General features: G+C 63.9%; 15 protein-coding genes. 8 read left to right on the forward strand and 7 right to left on the reverse strand.

Annotation, left to right across the window (positions count from 1 at the left end):
- Positions 1–42: 42 nt before the first annotated feature.
- From gyrA to dnaA, 6 genes are all read right to left on the reverse strand, one after another.
- Positions 43–2,649: a DNA gyrase subunit A gene (gene gyrA / locus LGT36_RS11915; RefSeq protein ID WP_370634296.1), complete on the reverse strand. Its 2,607-nt coding sequence runs from the start codon at positions 2,647–2,649 to the stop codon at positions 43–45.
- Positions 2,639–4,633 (reverse strand): DNA topoisomerase (ATP-hydrolyzing) subunit B, encoded by a 1,995-nt coding sequence (gene gyrB, locus LGT36_RS11920; RefSeq protein ID WP_226096536.1) that lies wholly within the window; start codon positions 4,631–4,633, stop codon positions 2,639–2,641. Before gyrB ends, gyrA begins: the two co-directional genes overlap by 11 nt.
- Before the next feature lie 228 nt (positions 4,634–4,861).
- On the reverse strand, positions 4,862–5,452 hold the full coding sequence (locus LGT36_RS11925) for a DUF721 domain-containing protein (protein ID WP_226096535.1): 591 nt from the start codon (positions 5,450–5,452) through the stop codon (positions 4,862–4,864).
- Positions 5,445–6,644 carry a DNA replication/repair protein RecF gene (gene recF / locus LGT36_RS11930; RefSeq protein ID WP_226096534.1) on the reverse strand — a complete coding sequence of 400 codons (1,200 nt, stop codon included), beginning with the start codon at positions 6,642–6,644 and terminating at the stop codon, positions 5,445–5,447. The genes LGT36_RS11925 and recF overlap by 8 nt, the downstream gene beginning before the upstream one ends.
- A gap of 6 nt (positions 6,645–6,650) precedes the next feature.
- On the reverse strand, positions 6,651–7,778 hold the full coding sequence (dnaN, locus tag LGT36_RS11935; RefSeq protein WP_226096533.1) for a DNA polymerase III subunit beta: 1,128 nt from the start codon (positions 7,776–7,778) through the stop codon (positions 6,651–6,653).
- Between the two features lie 383 nt (positions 7,779–8,161).
- Complete coding sequence (gene dnaA / locus LGT36_RS11940) at positions 8,162–9,553, reverse strand: chromosomal replication initiator protein DnaA (RefSeq protein ID WP_370634297.1); 1,392 nt, start codon at positions 9,551–9,553, stop codon at positions 8,162–8,164.
- A 226-nt stretch (positions 9,554–9,779) separates the two neighbouring features.
- Here dnaA and rpmH point away from each other — a divergent pair, with 226 nt between their 5' ends.
- The 8 genes from rpmH (at position 9,780) to LGT36_RS11980 (ending at position 15,495) form a co-directional block, all read left to right on the forward strand.
- Complete coding sequence (gene rpmH, locus LGT36_RS11945; protein WP_226096532.1) at positions 9,780–9,917, forward strand: 50S ribosomal protein L34; 138 nt, start codon at positions 9,780–9,782, stop codon at positions 9,915–9,917.
- Positions 9,917–10,261 (forward strand): ribonuclease P protein component, encoded by a 345-nt coding sequence (gene rnpA / locus LGT36_RS11950; RefSeq protein ID WP_226096531.1) that lies wholly within the window; start codon positions 9,917–9,919, stop codon positions 10,259–10,261. The genes rpmH and rnpA overlap by 1 nt, the downstream gene beginning before the upstream one ends.
- Complete coding sequence (gene yidD / locus LGT36_RS11955) at positions 10,258–10,551, forward strand: membrane protein insertion efficiency factor YidD (RefSeq protein ID WP_226096530.1); 294 nt, start codon at positions 10,258–10,260, stop codon at positions 10,549–10,551. The genes rnpA and yidD overlap by 4 nt, the downstream gene beginning before the upstream one ends.
- Before the next feature lie 10 nt (positions 10,552–10,561).
- Positions 10,562–11,617 carry a membrane protein insertase YidC gene (gene yidC / locus LGT36_RS11960; protein ID WP_226096529.1) on the forward strand — a complete coding sequence of 352 codons (1,056 nt, stop codon included), beginning with the start codon at positions 10,562–10,564 and terminating at the stop codon, positions 11,615–11,617.
- Positions 11,618–11,660: 43 nt separating this feature from the next.
- The gene (locus LGT36_RS11965) at positions 11,661–12,146 is read left to right on the forward strand and encodes a R3H domain-containing nucleic acid-binding protein (protein ID WP_226096528.1); all 486 of its coding nucleotides are present in this window, start codon (positions 11,661–11,663) and stop codon (positions 12,144–12,146) included.
- A 312-nt stretch (positions 12,147–12,458) separates the two neighbouring features.
- Entirely contained in the window at positions 12,459–13,160 is a 702-nt protein-coding gene (gene rsmG, locus LGT36_RS11970; protein WP_226096527.1) for a 16S rRNA (guanine(527)-N(7))-methyltransferase RsmG, read from the forward strand.
- Positions 13,161–13,369: 209 nt separating this feature from the next.
- Positions 13,370–14,455 carry a ParA family protein gene (locus LGT36_RS11975; RefSeq protein ID WP_305881760.1) on the forward strand — a complete coding sequence of 362 codons (1,086 nt, stop codon included), beginning with the start codon at positions 13,370–13,372 and terminating at the stop codon, positions 14,453–14,455.
- Positions 14,452–15,495: a ParB/RepB/Spo0J family partition protein gene (locus LGT36_RS11980; RefSeq protein ID WP_226096526.1), complete on the forward strand. Its 1,044-nt coding sequence runs from the start codon at positions 14,452–14,454 to the stop codon at positions 15,493–15,495. Before LGT36_RS11975 ends, LGT36_RS11980 begins: the two co-directional genes overlap by 4 nt.
- Here the strand turns inward: LGT36_RS11980 and LGT36_RS11985 are convergent.
- On the reverse strand, positions 15,492–16,424 hold the full coding sequence (locus tag LGT36_RS11985; RefSeq protein WP_226096525.1) for a D-alanine--D-alanine ligase: 933 nt from the start codon (positions 16,422–16,424) through the stop codon (positions 15,492–15,494). The two genes, LGT36_RS11980 and LGT36_RS11985, sit on opposite strands and share 4 nt — an antisense overlap.
- Positions 16,425–16,455 lie beyond the last annotated feature (31 nt).

Here is a 16,455-nt window from a genome sequence, read left to right on the forward strand (position 1 = left end):
CGGCGAGATTCGGTACGAATCAAGCCATTTCTTGGGCGCGGTCTAGCTCTCCTCCGGTGCAGCATCGTCGTCGAGCGCGGTGCCGGATTCAACTATTTCGTCCTCAACCACCACGTCCGTATCAACCACGGCGTCGGGGTCAACAGCCTCGTCACCGTCGAGGTGACGCTCCACGTTGCGCGCGACCCCGATGATGCGGTCACCCTTGCCAGGCTTGGCGAAGATCACGCCCATGGTGTCGCGGCCCTTTGCAGGAACCTCATTCACCAAAGACCGCACCACCTTGCCGCCGCTCATGATGACTAGGACCTCGTCGGTCTCTTCGACCAACAGCGCTCCGACCAAGTCCCCGCGCTCCTCTTGGAGTTTGGCCACCTTGATGCCGAGGCCTCCGCGGCCCTGGACGCGATACTCATCGACAGCGGTGCGCTTGGCGTAGCCGCCCTCTGTCACCACAAAGGAGAACGCCCCCTCGGTGACCACGTCGAGTGACAGCAATTCGTCCTCATCGCGGAACTTCATGCCCTTGACGCCGGACGTCGCGCGCCCCATGGGGCGCAGCGCCTCGTCGGTCGCCTCGAACGTGAGCGACAGGCCCTTGCGACTCACCAGCATGAGCTTGTCATCAGGAGCGACCAGCCTCGCGGCCACCAACTCGTCGGGCCGCAACTGGCCGTCGTCACCCTCGACGTCGCGCAGGTTGATGGCGATGAGGCCGCCGCTACGGTTCGAGTCGTAGGAGGTCAGGTCCGTCTTCTTGACCAGGCCGCGCTTGGTCGCGAGCACCAGGTACGGCTTGTCCTCGTACGTGCGCAGGTCCATGACCTGGGCGATCTCTTCGCCCGGCTGGAACGCGAGCATGTTGGCCACGTGCTGGCCCTTGGAGTCGCGTCCGCCCTCTGGCAACTCATATGCCTTGGCGCGGTAGACCCTGCCGAGGTTGGTGAAGAACAGCAACCAGTGGTGGGTGGTCGTGACAAAGAAGTGGTCGACCAGGTCGTCCGTGCGCAGGGTTGCGCCCCGCACGCCCTTGCCGCCGCGGCGCTGAGCCCTGTACTGGTCGGAGCGCGTGCGCTTGGCGTAGCCGCCGCGGGTGATGGTGACCACCACCTCTTCCTCGGCGATGAGGTCCTCCATCGACACCTCGCCGTCGAACGGAGAGATCTCGGTACGCCGGGCGTCGCCGTACTTCCGCACGATCTCGCCGAGCTCCTCGGAGATGATGGTGCGCTGGCGCGACTCCGACGCGAGAATGCCCTGGAGATCGGTGATCTCGGCCATGAGCGCGTTGTAGTCGTCAGTGATCTTCTGGCGCTCGAGGGCAGCGAGACGACGCAGTTGCAGGTTGAGGATTGCCGTCGCCTGGACCTCGTCCACATCGAGCAGTTCCATCAGGCCCGTGCGCGCGGTTTCGACATCTGGCGAGCGACGGATGAGGGCGATGACCTCGTCGAGCGCGTCGAGCGCCTTGAGGTAACCCTGCAAGATGTGGGCTTCGCGCTCGGCCTCTCGCAGGCGGAAAGCGGTACGACGCTGGATCACCTCGACCTGGTGCGTCACCCAGTGGCGCACAAAGCCGTCGAGCGGCAACGTGCGGGGCACGCCGTCGACGATCGCGAGCATGTTGCAACCGAAGGTGTCTTGAAGCTGCGTGTGCTTGTAAAGGTTGTTGAGCACCACCTTCGCGACGGCGTCGCGCTTGAGCACAATCTCGAGGCGCTGGCCCGTGCGACCGGACGACTGGTCGCGGATGTCGGCGATGCCTGCGACCTTGCCGTCCTTGACCAAGTCGGCAATCTTGATCGCGAGGTTATCGGGGTTCACCTGGTACGGAAGTTCGGTGATGACCAGGCACATGCGGCCCTGGACTTCCTCGATATTGACCACGGCGCGCATCGTGATGGAGCCGCGGCCGGTGCGGTATGCCTCTTCGATGCCGCGGCGGCCAAGGATGGTCGCGCCGGTGGGGAAGTCGGGCCCTGGGATGCGCTCCATGAGCGCGTCAAGGAGTTCCTCGCGCGTCGCCTCGGGGTTGTCGAGGTGCCACTGCACGCCCTCGGCTACCTCGCGCAGGTTGTGCGGAGGAATGTTGGTCGCCATGCCGACGGCGATGCCAGCGCTGCCGTTAACCAGCAGGTTGGGGAATCGCGCGGGAAGGATGATCGGCTCTTGTTCGCGGCCGTCGTAGTTATCTTCGAAAGCGACAGTGTCCTTGTCGATGTCGCGGACCATCTCCATGGCCAACGGCGCCATCTTGCACTCGGTGTACCTGGAGGCGGCAGCACCGTCGTTGCCAGGGGAACCGAAGTTTCCCTGACCCTGAATCAGCGGGTAGCGCAGGGACCACGGCTGAACCAAGCGCACCATGGTGTCGTAGATCGCGGAGTCGCCGTGTGGGTGGTACTTACCCATGACGTCGCCGACGACGCGGCTGCACTTCGAAAACGCGCGGTCGGGGCGGTAGCCGCCGTCGAACATCGCGTACAGGACACGGCGGTGGACGGGCTTCAGTCCGTCGCGCACGTCGGGAAGGGCGCGGCCGACGATGACCGACATCGCGTAGTCCATGTAGGACCGCTGCATCTCGGTATTGAGGTCGACGGCCTCGATGCGGCCGTGGTTGATGAGCTCTGGGCTATCAGATGTCAAGGAAACGCACATCCTTCGCATTGCGCTGAATGAAGTTACGGCGGGACTCGACGTCTTCGCCCATCAGGACCGAGAACACTTCGTCGGCCATCGCGGCGTCGTCCATCGTCACCTTGAGCAGGGTGCGAGTCGCGGGGTCCATCGTGGTGACGCGCAGCTCCTCGTGGTCCATCTCGCCCAGACCCTTGTAGCGTTGGATCCCGTTCTCTTTGGGGATCTTCTTGCCCGTTTTGAGACCCTCGGCCAGGAGAACGTCGCGCTCCTTGTCGGTGTACACGTACTCGTGCGGCGAGTTGGACCACTTGATCTTGAACAGCGGCGGCTGTGCCAAGTACACGTAGCCGGCGTCGATCAGCGGGCGCATGTACCTGAACAGCAGCGTGAGCAACAGAGTGCGGATGTGCTGCCCGTCGACATCGGCATCGGCCATCAGCACAATCTTGTGATAGCGCGCCTTGTCGATGTTGAAGTCTTCGCCCATGCCGGCGCCGAACGCCGTGATGAGTCCCTGGACCTCCATGTTGGCGAGCGCCCTGTCCAGGCGCACCCGCTCCACGTTGAGTATCTTGCCGCGAATCGGCATGATCGCCTGGTTGTACGGCTCGCGGCCCTGTTTGGCCGAGCCGCCTGCGGAGTCTCCCTCGACGATGAAGATCTCGCACTCGTCGGGGTTGCGGCTCTGGCAGTCGGACAGTTTTCCTGGCATGCCGCCCGATTCGAGCAGCCCCTTGCGACGGGTTGCCTCGCGGGCCTTGCGTGCCGCCATGCGCGCGGCCGACGCCTGGATCGCCTTGCGGATGACGTCCCTTCCCTCGTTCGGGTGGGAGTCGAACCAGTCGGTGAGCCGCTCGTTGACCGCCTTCTGGACGAACGTCTTGGCGATCGTGTTGCCGAGCTTGGTCTTGGTTTGGCCCTCGAACTGTGGCTCTCCCAGCTTCACGGAGATGACCGCGGTGAGACCCTCGCGCACGTCGTCGCCCGTGAGGTTCTCGTCCTTGTCCTTGAGGATTCCCTTGTCGCGCGCATACCTGTTGACCAAGGAGGTCATGGCGGCACGGAACCCTTCCTCGTGCGCACCGCCCTCGGTGGTAGCGATCGTGTTCGCGTACGTGAAGATCGACTCCGAGTAGGCGTTCGTCCACTGCAACGCCAACTCGACAGAGATCTTGTTCTCGAGGTCTTCCGTTTCGATGCTGATGACCTCTGGGTGCACCAGCTCTGCCTTTTTGGCGTCGTTGAGGTGCTTGACGTAGTCGACCAGGCCGCCGTCGTACTTGTAGGTGACCGTGCGAGAGGTCGGAGCCTCTTCGTCGTCCTCGCCTGCGATGTGCTCCGGGCGCTCGTCCGTGATCGTGATACTCAGGCCCTTGTTGAGGAAGGCCATCTGCTGGAAGCGGGCGCGCAGTGTCTCAAAGTCGAACTCCACCGTCTCGAAGATCTCGGGGTCAGGCCAGAAGGTCTGGGTGGTGCCCGTCTCGGTGGTCGCCTCGCCCTGGACGATAGAGCCCTGGGGCTTGCCGCCGTCGGCGAAGGTCTGGCGCCACACGTGGCCCTGCCGCTTGACCTCGGTCTCGACCTTGCGTGACAAGGCGTTGACCACGGAAATGCCGACGCCGTGGAGACCACCGGACACCGCATAGCCGCTGCCGCCGAACTTTCCACCAGCGTGAAGGATCGTCATGACCACTTCGAGCGTTGGTCGCCCCTCGACGGGGTGCATGTCGACGGGGATGCCGCGCCCGTTGTCGGTCGTGCGCACGCCGCCGTCTTGAAGCAACGTGACGGTAATGGTGTCGCAGTGACCGCCGAGCGCCTCGTCAACGGAGTTGTCGACCACCTCGTAGACGAGGTGGTGCAAACCGCGCTCCCCCGTGGAGCCGATGTACATGCCGGGGCGCTTGCGCACGGCCTCGAGTCCCTCGAGAACCGTGATGTCACTAGCGCCGTATTCAGGCTGAGTCGCCCCTACGTCGGTGTTGGCCACAGATTGCCTTTCCAAGCCCCTCACGCGGCCCGATGTGGCTCGCGTCCTACCTCGGTCCATTCTACGCGCTCTGAGCGGCTTTCAAGGGCGATTCAGGGGGATTCTGGGGAAAGCGGGCCGACGCGCGTTTTTGGGCGTGAGTTCCGGTGGTGGCACTGAGCGGCCCTCAAGTGCCTCGGCACGGGACCTTTCGGCCTTCGCATCGGCTATTGGCGCCGATCGGCCGCCTTAGCCGTACGTGTCGCGTGGGCCGCGGCCCTTCACTCGGCGAGGCCCCTTGACCCAGTGCCGGTCGCTGGGCCCGATGAATCGCAGCTCCTTCACGACCTCGCGGCCGAACTCCTCATTGAGGCGATGCCTCACTTGGCCGGACATCAGTTGCATTTGGGTGGCCCATGCGCTCGAGGAGGCGCGCAGCAGCAGCACGCCGTCTTCGAAGCTGACCGGATCGCAATGGTCAGCGATCTGGTCGCCGATGACCTCGCGCCACCGAGCCGTCACTGCAGCCACCTCGATGTGCTCGGTCCAGCCCATGCGCCGCAGCAGTGCGGTGACGTTGTCGCTCATGGCGCGCGGGTCGCGGCCAGCGCCGAAGGGCATAGGCGAGCCGCCGTCCGCCGCCTCCTTCTTAGCCTCCTTGCGCCGGCGTGCCGCTTGGGGAGAGACCCGTGCGGCGCCCCTCTCGCGGGCGGAAGCCCGCGCGCGCTCCATCGCCTCCCTCGCTTGGGCCGCCGCATCCTTGCGAGGCATTGAGGCGCCCGGCTCATCAGACGGCTGCTCCTGCGGGGCCCTAAGACCCTCGTCTTCCTTGTCACTCATCGCTCACGCTCCCAGGAGTGACGTGAAGCACCCTGTGGCCGCCTGGGTGCTCGCGCAACTGCTCCGGAACGTCTTGCTCGACCGCGGCGGTGATCAACACCTGGCCGGCGCCGGCGACGCGGCCCGCGAGGGCCGCGCGGCGGCCGGAATCCAATTCCGCAAAAACGTCGTCCAGTATCAGCACCGGCTCGCCATCCTCGCCGTCGTCCGAGAGCAATGCGAATGAGCCGAGTCGCAGCGCAAGAGCGCATGACCAGCTCTCGCCGTGACTTGCGTAGCCCTTGGCCGGCAGGTCTCCGATTTTGATGTCAACGTCATCGCGATGAGGGCCCACGAGGCACACGCCGCGCTCGATTTCTTGAGCGCGCCGCTCGGTCATGGCCGCCAGGAGTGCCGCGCCGATGTCAGCGGTAGGAGTGGCGGCAGTAGGCGCGGCGGCTGTTGGCGCGGCGGCCGGCGTTGGAGAAAGGTCCTCTTCCGAGTCTTCTTGCCTGGTAGCAATCTGGGTAGCTGTCGAGTACGCGATCGCACAGTCGCCTTCGCCTGGCGCGACATCCTCGTAGGCTCTACTGACGTGCGGTGCAAGGGCCTCGAGCGCTGCTAGCCGCGCGTGCACGATGCGCGCCCCGAGGTCTGCGAGCTTCTCGTCCCAGATGTCGAGGGTGGACTCGTCAAAGCGCGGCTTGCCGCGCGCTGACTTCAATAGGGAAGAGCGCTGGCGCAACACCCTGTCGTAGTCGGCGAGGTCACCGGCTAGTGGAGGTTGGATGGCGACGCACAGCTCGTCCATGAAGGCGCGCCGTGTGCTGGGATCTCCCTTGACGAGTGCGAGGTCTTCTGGAGCAAACACGACGGTGCGCAGAATGCCGACGACGTCGCGCGGCTTGGCGTTGCCACGGTTCAGTCGGGCCTGGTTCGCCTTCCCAGGAATCATCGTGATCTCGATGGTCAAGGCTCGCTCGCCGCGTTGAACTCTCCCCGAGATGACAGCCCTGGAGGCCCCTGACCTCAGCATCGGCGCATCCGTAGCGACTCGATGTGAAGACAGTGTCGAGAGGTATCGCACCGCTTCGATCACATTGGTCTTGCCGTGTCCGTTGCGCCCTACGAGCGTCGTGACGCCTGGACCGAGCTCGATCTGCGCGGTTTCGTAGGAGCGGAAGTCCGTGAGGTGAAGATGTGTGATGCGCATCGATCGCTAGCCAGCGATACGAATGGGCACCAAGAGATAGCGGAACTCGGAGGCAACTGTGCCTCCTGGCTTGTCGAGTCCGACAAAGTCCACCGGCTTGGTGTCTTGCGTGAAACCGAGCCGCACGTAGGGCGCCCCGAGAGCGCTCAGACCGTCAAGCAAGTACGTGGGATTGAACGCAACGGTGATGTCTCCACCCTCGACCGTCGCTTCGATCGCCTCGGAAGCCTGGGCGTCGTCGCTGTGTCCCGCATCAAGCACTACTTCGCCTTCAGAGAAGGCGAGGCGAACGGCGGCGTTGCGCTCCGCCACGAGTGCAACGCGGCGGGTCGCCTCGATGAGCTCGGTGGTCGAGACGATGGCCGTGATTGCCGAGGAGTCGGGAAAGAGCCTGCGGACCTGGGGATACTCGCCGTCCATGAGCAAGGAGGTGGTGACCAAACCGCCGGCACTGAAACCGATGAGGTCGACCCCTTGACCGGAACTCAGCGCGAGTTGGACCTCGCCTGTGCCGAGCGACTTAGCGGTGTCGGTAAGGGTCTTGGCGCGCACGAGCGCGATCGCTGAAATGTCGGGTGAGCCCGGCTTCCAGGTCAGTTCGCGAAGCGCCAAGCGGTAGCGGTCCGTGGCGAGCAAGGAAATCCGTTCGCCTTCGATCTCCATGCGCACGCCAGTGAGGATCGGGAGGGTCTCGTCCCGTGACGCGGCAGACTGAACCTGCTGGGCGGCAGCGAGCAGCGCCGCGCCATCCACGGTGCCAGACGTATCGGGCATGGTGGGCAGAGCGGGGTACTGATCAACCGGCATGGTGGCGAGCGAGAAGCGCGAGGCGCCGCACGTGACGGAGACCTTGGAGCCCTCGAGTTCGAACTTGACCGGCTTGTGAGGCAAGGCGTTGGAGATCTCACGCAACAGCCGCCCGGATACCAGGACGGCGCCGCCGTCCTCGACGTCGGCCGCGAACTCGCCGCGAGCTGAGACCTCGTAGTCGAAACTGGACAGCTTGACGGTGCCTGCGCCATCGGCCTCGATGAGCACACCAGCCAGCACGGGGACAGGGGGACGATGCGGCACGGCGCGCGCGGTCCACGCAACAGCGTCGTTAAGCACATCCCGATCCACGGAAAACTTCATCGATATCCCCTTTCGGGTCACAGACTACGCCACAGGACCGACGCGTCCAGTCCCGTGGAGATGAGCCTTGGCCTGGCCTCATGAAGGCCCTTGTGTACAAGTAATAGAGAGAGATAGGTAGTAGTCATAGGTGACCCTGAAACTGTGGAGAAATCACAATCTTCCTGCTACGGCAGGTGATGTGACCGTGTATGGGACGTTGAGAGATGTCCACGTTGGTGCTGATGGGCTGTGAACGAACGAGATTGACTCACAAGAACTTGTCGTTCGTACACAGGCTGTCCCTTGTGGATGAGAAGGCGTCCCGAGGATATGCACAGGGTTATCCACATGTGTGAGTCATAGTTTGGGGGGCGGCTAAAACGGACAAATGCCGCTTCGGCTCAGCCGCGTGACTGCTGCTTGATCCGCGCGTGGATTTCGTTGACCTGGTTGTACATCTGACGACGCTGCGCGATCTGGTCTTCGACCTTCTTCACTGCGTACATGACCGTCGTGTGGTCCTTGCCGCCAAAGTGTTCGCCGATCTTGGGTAGCGAGAGATCAGTGAGCTGGCGACACAGGTACATCGCGATCTGACGAGCCGTCACAAATACACGTGATCGCGATGTGCCGGTGAGCTCTTCCATCGTGATCCCGAAGTACTCGGCGGTCTTCCCGATGATGCTCGACGCGGTGATCTCCGAGTCGTCATCGCTGATGAGGTCCTTGAGCACAACCTGAGCGAGGGAGAGATCCACCTGCTGCTTGTTGAGCGCTGCAAAAGCCGTGACCCTGATGAGCGCGCCTTCAAGCTCCCGGATGTTACTCGTGATGTTGGAGGCGATGTACTCGAGCACGTCTGGCGGAGCCTGAACGTCGTCGGCTTGTGCCTTCTTTCGAAGAATGGCGATACGCGTCTCAAGGTCCGGTGGCTGGACGTCCGTCATCAGGCCCCACTCGAAGCGGGTGCGCATGCGCTCCTCGATGCCGTTCAAGTTGCGTGGCGAGACGTCGGACGTGATGACCACGTGCTTGCCAGCGTTGTGCAAGGCATTGAAGGTATGGAAGAACTCCTCAAGAGTCTGTTCCTTGCCTTGCAGAAACTGGATGTCGTCTACGAGCAGTACGTCAACCTCGCGGTACGTGCGCTTGAAGCTGAGCGAACGATCGTCGCGAATCGAGTTAATGAAATCGTTGGTGAACTCCTCTGAGTTCACGTACCTGACCCTGGTCTGAGGCTTGATCTGGCGCGTGTAGTGGCCGATCGCGTGCAGCAAGTGAGTCTTGCCAAGTCCGGAGTCGCCATAGATGAAGAGCGGGTTGTACGTCTTGCCGGGGCTCTCGGCGACCGCCAGGGCCGCGGCGTGGGCGAAGCGATTGGATGATCCAGGAACAAAGGTGTCGAAGGTGTAGCGAGGATTCAGATGAGGGTCTTCCACCGCAGGCGCCACAGGCGCTGCCGATGGCCTTCGCTCACGGGACGGCTGAGCGGGCTCTTCGTCGGGAAGGGCCGGCGGCGTGATGGACGAGTCGACCGTAACGGCAATGCGGATATCGAGGTCGAGAACTTCGCTGAGAGCCTCAGTGATGGGCGCCCGCAGTGTCGACTCGATGTAGCTCTTGGTGAACTCTTCCGACACGGCGAGGAAGACATTGTCCTCAACCACGGCGAGCGGCTTGATCAGGCGCAAGAAAGATCGCTGTTGCGCGGTGGTGGAATCATCGGAGTACAGTCGGCTGACGGCGCGAGACCAGACATCTTCAATGCTGTTCACGGACTCGTCCTTTGCCACGCGGTACCCCCCTTTCCACAGTCTTGTACACAGCCGGTGAGGACCGCGTTACCCAATCGTCATTTTGGTGCTGCGGCGTGTCGCTCCGCGGCAACCTGTGCTGATGAGGGAGCCTATACCGTTTGGGCCGATGGTCCAACGGCCCGGTGGAGATTTGACCGGTGGGCCGCCAGCGCGTAACGTAAGTGCGCTATTTGACCTTCCCTAACAGTCGTGGAGTTTCCCCGTGAGCAAGCGGACTTTTCAGCCGAACAACCGCAAGCGTGCCAAGACGCACGGCTTCCGCCTGCGCATGCGCACCCGTGCCGGGCGTGCGATCTTGAAGGCCCGTCGTCGTAGGGGTCGCGACGCCCTGTCGGCGTAGTGCTCTCGGCCGGTCAGCGGCTTCGGCGCGCGGAGGAGTTTCGCCTCACGATGCGCCAAGGAGCGAAGGCCGGCACCCGTACTGCGGTGGTTTACCTAGTGAGAACCGGTGATGCGAACAGCATGGCCGGTTTCGCTGTTTCTCGTGCGGTAGGAGGCGCTGTGGTGCGCAATCGAGTCACCCGCCGCTTTCGCGCGATCATGTCGGGCGAATTGACCCGCCTCCCGCAAGGTACGAAGGTGGTGGTTCGCGCGCTTCCCGACGCTGCGTCGGCATCGTTCGATGAGCTCCGATCCGATGTATCGAACGCCGTCGGCCGCGCGCTGACGAAGGCGGCCGTATGAGCGTCGTGACCGCAGTGGTGCGGCTACCCGCGCTCGTGCTGATGGGCGCCATTCGTCTCTATCAACTCGTTGTCTCGCCGTTGATCGGCCCCACCTGCAAGTACTACCCCTCGTGTTCGCACTACGGCTTGGAAGCTGTGAGCCGGCACGGCGCATTGCGCGGTACGGTGCTGGCAGCGTGGAGGGTGCTTCGCTGTAACCCGTGGAGCAACGGCGGGGTCGACGAAGTGCCGCCGGTTGGCGAGCCGCTGTTCAGGCACCACCACCAGACTTCATCAGTAGCTACGTAAGGAATCCTCTGTGGACGCGCTCTTATCCCTGTTGATGCCCATCGAGTGGGTGGTTGCCAACATCATGGTGTTGGTGCACCAAGGGCTTGAGTTCTTGGGTATGGACCCCGCCTCGGGTCTGACCTGGGCCCTGTCTATTGTGGGTCTCACCGCGGTGATTCGCATGGCGCTCATCCCGGTGTTTGTGCGCCAGATCAAGGCGCAACGGTCGATGCAGGTCATCGCCCCCGATCTGCGCAAGATCCAAGACAAGTACAAGGGCAAGAAGGATCAGGCCTCGCGAGAGGCGATGACCAAAGAGACCATGGCCTTGTACTCGGAGCACAAGACCAATCCTTTCGCGTCGTGCCTGCCGCTGCTGCTTCAGATGCCGATCTTCTTCTCGCTCTTCCGTGTGCTCAATAATCGGTTGAAAGAGGACGGGGAGTCCATTGGACTGCTGTCTGACACGCTCCGTCAACAGGCGATGGATGCGACGCTCTTCGGAGCGAAACTCTCCGACACCTTCCTTGGCGCTGACACGTCGGCCACGCGCTGGATCGCGGCCGTGCTCATCGTGACGATGGTGGCGACCACGTTCTTCAGCCAGCGCCAGCTGACGTTCAAGAACATGCCGGCCTCAGCGCTTGAGGGCCCCATGGCTCAGCAGCAGAAGATTCTGCTGTACGCGTTGCCGTTCATCTTTGTGCTCTCTGGCCCCAACTTCCCTATCGGTGTGCTGATCTACTGGACCATTTCCAACGCGTGGTCGATGGGTCAGCAGTTCTACGTGATCCGCCGCAACCCCACTCCAGGCTCGGAGGCCGAGAAGGCGCTCATTGCCCGAAAGACGGAAAAGGCCGCGCGCAAGGGACTCACCATTGACGGGCGCACGCTGGAAGAGGCTCGTGCCGAGGAGGAGGCCGCCGCGGCCGCCGCCGAGGAGGAGCGCCGTAACCGGCAGCGCCAGCAGCCCAAGCGCAAGAAGGGCAAGAAGGGGCCGGCGAAGGCGACGCAAGCCGGCGCTGCTTCGAAGCCAGCAGAAGCGGCGGACGCGTCGCCCGACGCGGACTCTGATTCCCAATAGTCGTAGGCCGCCGTACGGGTGGCCCCATCGAGCAAGGACCATGATGACTGACGAAACTCGCAAGGCCCTCGAGAACGAGGGCGACATCGCCGCCGACTTCCTCGAGGAACTGCTCGACATCCTGGACATGGATGGTGACATCGACATCTCTGTCGAGGCGGGGCGGCCCAAGGTTGCCGTCGTGGCCGACGGACCCAATCAGGACATGAAGCGGCTCGTTGGGCCTGACGGCGAGGTCCTTGAGGCGCTCCAGGATCTCGCGCGCTTGGCGGTGCAGTCGGAGACGGGGAACATGAGCCGCCTCATGCTCGACATCGCCGACTTCCGGGCCGGGCGCAAGGAGCAATTGGCGGAGAAGGCCAGGGCTGCGATCGCCGAGGTCCGCGAGAAGGGCACTGCCGTCGCGATGGCACCCATGAACGCATTTGAGCGCAAGGTGGTTCACGACGTCGTCCTGGAGGCGGGGCTCGTTTCGGAGTCCGACGGTGAGGACCCCCACCGGCACGTGGTGATCAAGCCAGCGGAGTAGAGCAACAGATGATGTTTCACGTGAAACATCAGCAAGAACGATCGCCTCGCGAGGTGTGCCTCAGTAGTAGCCCGCTGAGAGTCCCACTTCACGGGGCTTTCGTGTTTCGGAAGTAGGCGCCGAGGCCGATGGGCATGCGCCTCGATGTCAGCTTGGACCGCAAACGCGCGCGGTGTGCCGTCAGTAGGTTTCACGTGAAACACTCTTCTCAAGCGACGCGAGGGGACATGTTTCACGTGAAACATCTGCGCGGCGGCAAGGAGAATCAGCGACGAGGCGGGATGCCACGGACACGATAGGGGAAGTCAAGCGATGGAGCCGCAGACACCGGACACGCCGAAACCCTCGGCGTCAGGACCGAAGGACGATGTCGCGGATCGCGCCGCTCTCACAGACTTTGAGGCCCTTGGCCCCACCAAGCTGCGAGCGTTCTTTGGGGACCGATTCGACTCCGTCGAGGGCTTTGCAAAGCTGCTGGCCGATCAGGGCGAGACCCGTGGGCTCATCGGACCGCGGGAACTCGATCGCCTCTGGGAGAGACACATCCTGAACTCCGCGGCGGTAGTGCCCTTCCTTGGTGCGGGGCGGATCGTGGACGTCGGTTCAGGGGCCGGTTTACCCGGTCTGGTGATAGCGGCGATGCTTCCTGACCGAGAGGTGACCCTGGTCGAGCCAATGGAGCGCCGGGTTGCCTGGCTCGAGGAGGCCGCCGCTGACGTCGGGCTCGAGAATGTCGCGGTGGTCAGGGGGCGAGCCGAAGAGGTGAGCGCAACGGTGACGGCGGACTTTCTGACGGCGCGTGCCGTCGCCTCGCTCGACAAGCTCATCAAGTGGTGCCTCCCTCTCGTGGCTCCGAACGGTGAGATGGCGCTTCTCAAGGGCCGCAGTGTCGGCGCGGAGATAGAGCGCGCCAAGTACGCATTAAGGAAGGCGCGACTCACCGCGAAGATCGAGTCCGCACCGACCCTCGAGGGGCTCGAGCCAACGACGGTGGTCCGCTTGATGCGCGAGTAGAGAAATCTCCGAGAGTTTTCTTTCCCCAGGTTATCCACAGCCGCGCTGATCGAGTTGGGCTGGCCTGGACGGGGCTTGTCCACAGGCCAGACTGAGGATCCACTCGTCCCCAGGAAGAGTGTGCATAACTTGCACTCGATGCGTTTGCGATGGTGGTGTTTCACGTGAAACATTGGCCCTTGCCCCGACCAGAACACAAGGAGTACCGCGTGACCGAACCCGCTCAGGAGCCGACGTCTCCGACGACGCCGACCCTCGGTCACTCCGATCTTGACGGCAGTAACCACGGCGCGCTCGGGGGCTCCGGGAGCAGAGCACACGTGCCCCCGTATGCGCCGATGGGGGAGCAGCACACCGCTCCTGCTCCCGTCGCGAACCGCGACAATGATCCCTTCAGTGGAATCGAGGCAGACCTCGACTCGCCTCTGGCCGCGGAGCTGCTTGAGACCGAGCGGCTCCGGCGCTCGCTTGAAGCCACGGACTTCCCGAGGCCCCCTCGCACTCGCGTGATTGCCGTCTCCAACCAGAAGGGCGGCGTCGGAAAAACGACCACGTCGGTGAACATGGCTGCGGCCCTCGCCAGCAAGGGCGCGAACGTGCTAGTGATCGACGCCGATCCACAAGGAAATGCCTCGACGGCTCTGGGAGTTGAGCATCGTGCGGGCACCCCATCGATCTACGAGGCGCTGCTCGACGACGCCCCGCTCGCCTCCGTCGCCCAGCGATGCCCCGACCTTCCCACACTGTGGTGCGTGCCGGCGACCATCGACCTCGCCGGGGCCGACATCGAATTGGTGTCTGCGGTGCGCAGGGAGTACCGCCTCCACGGAGCGGTCGCCGAACTCCTCGAGCGCGAGGGCAGACAACTCGACTACGTGTTCATCGACTGCCCTCCCTCGCTCGGACTGCTGACGCTCAACGCCATGGTGGTGGCAACCGAGGTCCTCATCCCGATCCAGTGTGAGTACTACGCGTTGGAGGGTCTGACGCAACTCATGAAGACCATCGAGATGGTTAAGAAGCACTTGAACCCCGCGATCCATGTGTCGAGCATCGTGTTGACGATGTTCGATCAGCGCACCAACCTGGCGCGCGAGGTTGCTCATGAGGTCCGGAGCCACTTCCCTGGCGAGACCTTTCCCCAGACAATTCCCCGTTCGGTCAGGGTCTCCGAGGCGCCAAGCTTCGGCAAGACAGTGATCACCCACGACCCCCACTCCCCAGGCGCTGTGGCGTATCTCGCCGCAGCGAAGGAGTTGGCCGAGCGCGGCGTCGCCGCAGGAGGTACGCAGTGAGCAACCCGAAGCGAGGCCTCGGCCGCGGCCTGGGCGCGTTGATTCCCACGGAGCCAGAAGCGACAGAAGGCGCCGAATCGCCTCGCCAAGGTGCCCGACCGCGCGACGTCTTCTTCTCGGACACGGCGGCGATTCCGCGCGTGCCGGAAGAGGCCATCGAACCGGCATCGGCCGTCGCGCTCACGCCCGCTGAAGCGCAAGACGACGATGCGCTGCGCCCCGTACCCGGCGCCAGGTTCGCCTACATTGACCCCGCGACGGTCGTGCCGAATCCACGGCAGCCCCGACAGATCTTCGACTCGGAGGCCCTCGCCGAACTGGTGGGCTCGATCAAAGAGATCGGCGTCCTTCAGCCGATCGTGGTGCGGCCCAACCCGGAAGGGGAGGGCTTCGAGCTCATCATGGGTGAGCGCCGGTTGCGGGCCACCCGCGAGGCAGGCCTTTCTGAGATCCCGGCGATCGTACGCAGCACCGACGACGTGGACCTGCTCCGTGACGCGCTCGTGGAGAACCTGCACCGCTCCCAGCTCAACCCACTAGAAGAAGCCGCCGCCTACCAGCAGCTCCTCGACGACTTCGGGATCACGCATGAGCAGCTCGCCGAGCGCATCAGCCGATCGCGTCCGCAGATCACGAATACCTTGCGCCTGTTGAAACTGCCGCCATCTGTGCAGAAGCGGGTGGCGGCCGGGGTACTGAGCGCGGGACACGCGCGCGCTCTGCTCACCCTCGACAGCCCGCAGGCGATGGATCAGCTCGCCACCAAGATCGTCGCCGAGGGCATGTCAGTGCGCGCCACGGAGGAGGCCGTCACCTTGGGGGTCAAGGTCGCGAAGCCCAAGCAGGGTTCCGTGCGCCCAGGCGGGCGTACAGCGGCTCTCGATGACCTTTCCGCGAGGCTGGGAGACCACCTTGACACCAGGGTCAAGGTGCAACTGGGTAGCACCAAGGGGCGCATCACGGTGGAGTTCGCCACCGTGGAGGATCTCAACAGGATCGCCAAGATCATCAACCCCAAGGAGCAGGGCTTCGGCAGCTAGCGTCTGGCCGCGCCCTCGATGATCTGCGCGTAGAGTGCGCCAAGCTCCTGGCCGGAGGCCTCGACGGCTTGCGGGAACAGGGACGTCTCGGTCATTCCAGGAGCGATGTTGATGTCGATCACCTGAGCGACGCCTGCGTCGTCGACGATCATGTCGATCCGCGAGAGGTCGCGAAGGCCCATGGTGCGGTGCACGGCCAGGGCGGCCTTCTCGACTGCGGCCGCTCCGGCGGGGTCGAGGCGCGCAGGGGCGAAGTACTCAACCCGACCAGGGTTGTAGCGGGCGTCATAGTCATACGGCCCGTCGCACGCGATCTCCACGGCGGGAAGCACGGTGGCGCCGTCACCATGCCCGACGACGGAAACCGCCACCTCGGTCCCCGAGACGGCGCGCTCGATCATGGCCTGATCGCCATAGGCGAAGCACCTGACCATGGCTTGGGCGAGAGCGTCGGCCTCCGTGACGAGAGACACCCCGAGAGCAGATCCGCCGCGCGCTGGCTTCACCACGAGCGGCAGCGAGAACTTCGCGAGCAGGGCCTGAAGGACCTGGTCGGCTCCCACCTCCCTGAACAGCGATTGAGGCAGGGTGACGTAGTCGGGGGTCGAGACGCCGGCGCGTGCGAACACGGCCTTGGCGACGGGCTTCACCCAGGCGACGCGAGCTTCTCGAGAGCCGGTTCCCACGAAGGGAGCATCCACGAGTTCGAGGAGGGCCTGGAGCGAGCCATCCTCACCAGAGGCGCCGTGAAGCAATGGCCACACCACAACATCGTCAAGGCTGCGCAAATTCGGGAGCAAGGAGGTGTCGACATCCGTGACGGTGGCCTTGATGCCACGCTCTTCGAGCGCCTCCCAGACGCGACGCCCCGAACGGATCGAGACATCGCGCTCATGCGACAGCCCGCCAGCAAGAATCAGCACCTGCATGTTGTCTCCTCCCACATCACGGCCGCGTCGC

This window comes from Demequina sp. TMPB413, from assembly GCF_020447105.2.
In the GTDB taxonomy this organism is placed as follows: domain Bacteria; phylum Actinomycetota; class Actinomycetes; order Actinomycetales; family Demequinaceae; genus Demequina.